This window comes from Segetibacter aerophilus (assembly GCF_007991655.1).
GTDB classification, from domain to species: Bacteria; Bacteroidota; Bacteroidia; order Chitinophagales; family Chitinophagaceae; genus Segetibacter; species Segetibacter aerophilus.
Genome location: NZ_BJYT01000072.1, coordinates 1 through 1,229, shown reverse-complemented (window position 1 = coordinate 1,229; position 1,229 = coordinate 1). Strand labels below are relative to the sequence as shown.

Sequence of the window (1,229 nt, the reverse complement as noted above, 5' to 3'; positions counted from 1 at the left end):
TTAAGTTGGTTAAAAACCAAATAATAATAAGCACAGACAATACAGGAACAACGAGACCGCCAGGTATTTTAAATGTTGCTACTCCACGTTTTTCTTTAACTCTTAATTTAATTACTGATAGTGCTACACCTAAATAAATGAGCAAGACTGAAGAGGTAGAGAGTATGGCTAGTTGTCTAAACCCTCCTGCAATAGAAAGCACACAGCCCAATGCTGTGAATGCAATAATTGAAATGTAGGGTGTTGCAAAATGGGGATGAGTCTTAGCTAGTGGTTTTATCGGTATAACTCCATCTATTGCTGAACGGAACAATACTCTGGGCATGTTCAAAATATCGCTGCTTAAGTAACCAAACATTGATATAGCTGCACCTAAGATCATTATCGTTACACCAAGAGGACCTATAATATTTCTGGCTGTCTCGGCCAGGGGCGCTTCTTTAAAAGAGGGCAGTGCATCCCCCATAACGCCTTGCGTTACCATTTGTACACCCAGATAAATCAGCAGAACTACAATTATACTTAGCAGTATGCTTCTTGGAATTGTTTTCTCCGGAGTCTTTACTTCACCACTTACACTCAAACTATTTTCTGCTCCTTGAAACGCAAAAAAAAGTATTAAAGATATCTTCCCAAAGTCAGCTAATGGAGGTGTATTGCTCCATATAAGATTGTCGTTTTTTACTTTGGCAATTCCCCATAATATCAACAGCAATAGCGGCGCAAGTTTAAGAAATGTTGTTAGCTTAACAAGGGCGATACCCTGCTTTACACCCATCACGTTAATGATTGCTAAACCAGTAAATAAAACAATAAAAAAAGTGACTCTGAAAGCTGTATTTGTAAATATGGGGAACAAGTAAGAGAGTGTATCTGCAACCGCATTAGCCACAGCGGCCGTAGCCATTAACGAAGCGCCAAAAATAAAAAGGTTAGTGGTGATGAAACCAAAATACTTTCCAAATGCTGCTTCTATATAAGCATAAGCACCACCGGTAATAATTATTTTACTGCCGGCTTCTGCAAAGCACAACATTACCATTGTTATTAAAAAACCACAAAACAGGTAGGAAAGGATGCCGGATGGTCCAAGGCCTTCGCTAACCAAAGCTGGCAATACAAATATACCCGCACCAATAACAGTATTAATGATGTTGGAGGTCAAGCCCAGCGTTCCAATCACGCGTTTTAAGCCCTCGTCTGTGTGCATTTTATTGTGTTGATTTTTA

General features: G+C 39.3%; 1 protein-coding gene. It reads right to left on the bottom strand.

Annotated features, from left to right (window positions below; all coding sequences use genetic code 11):
* Positions 1 to 1,210: APC family permease (locus SAE01_RS24305; protein WP_147206427.1), on the bottom strand; the 1,210-nt coding region annotated here is incomplete at its 3' end.
* Between the last annotated feature and the right edge of the window lie 19 nt (positions 1,211 to 1,229).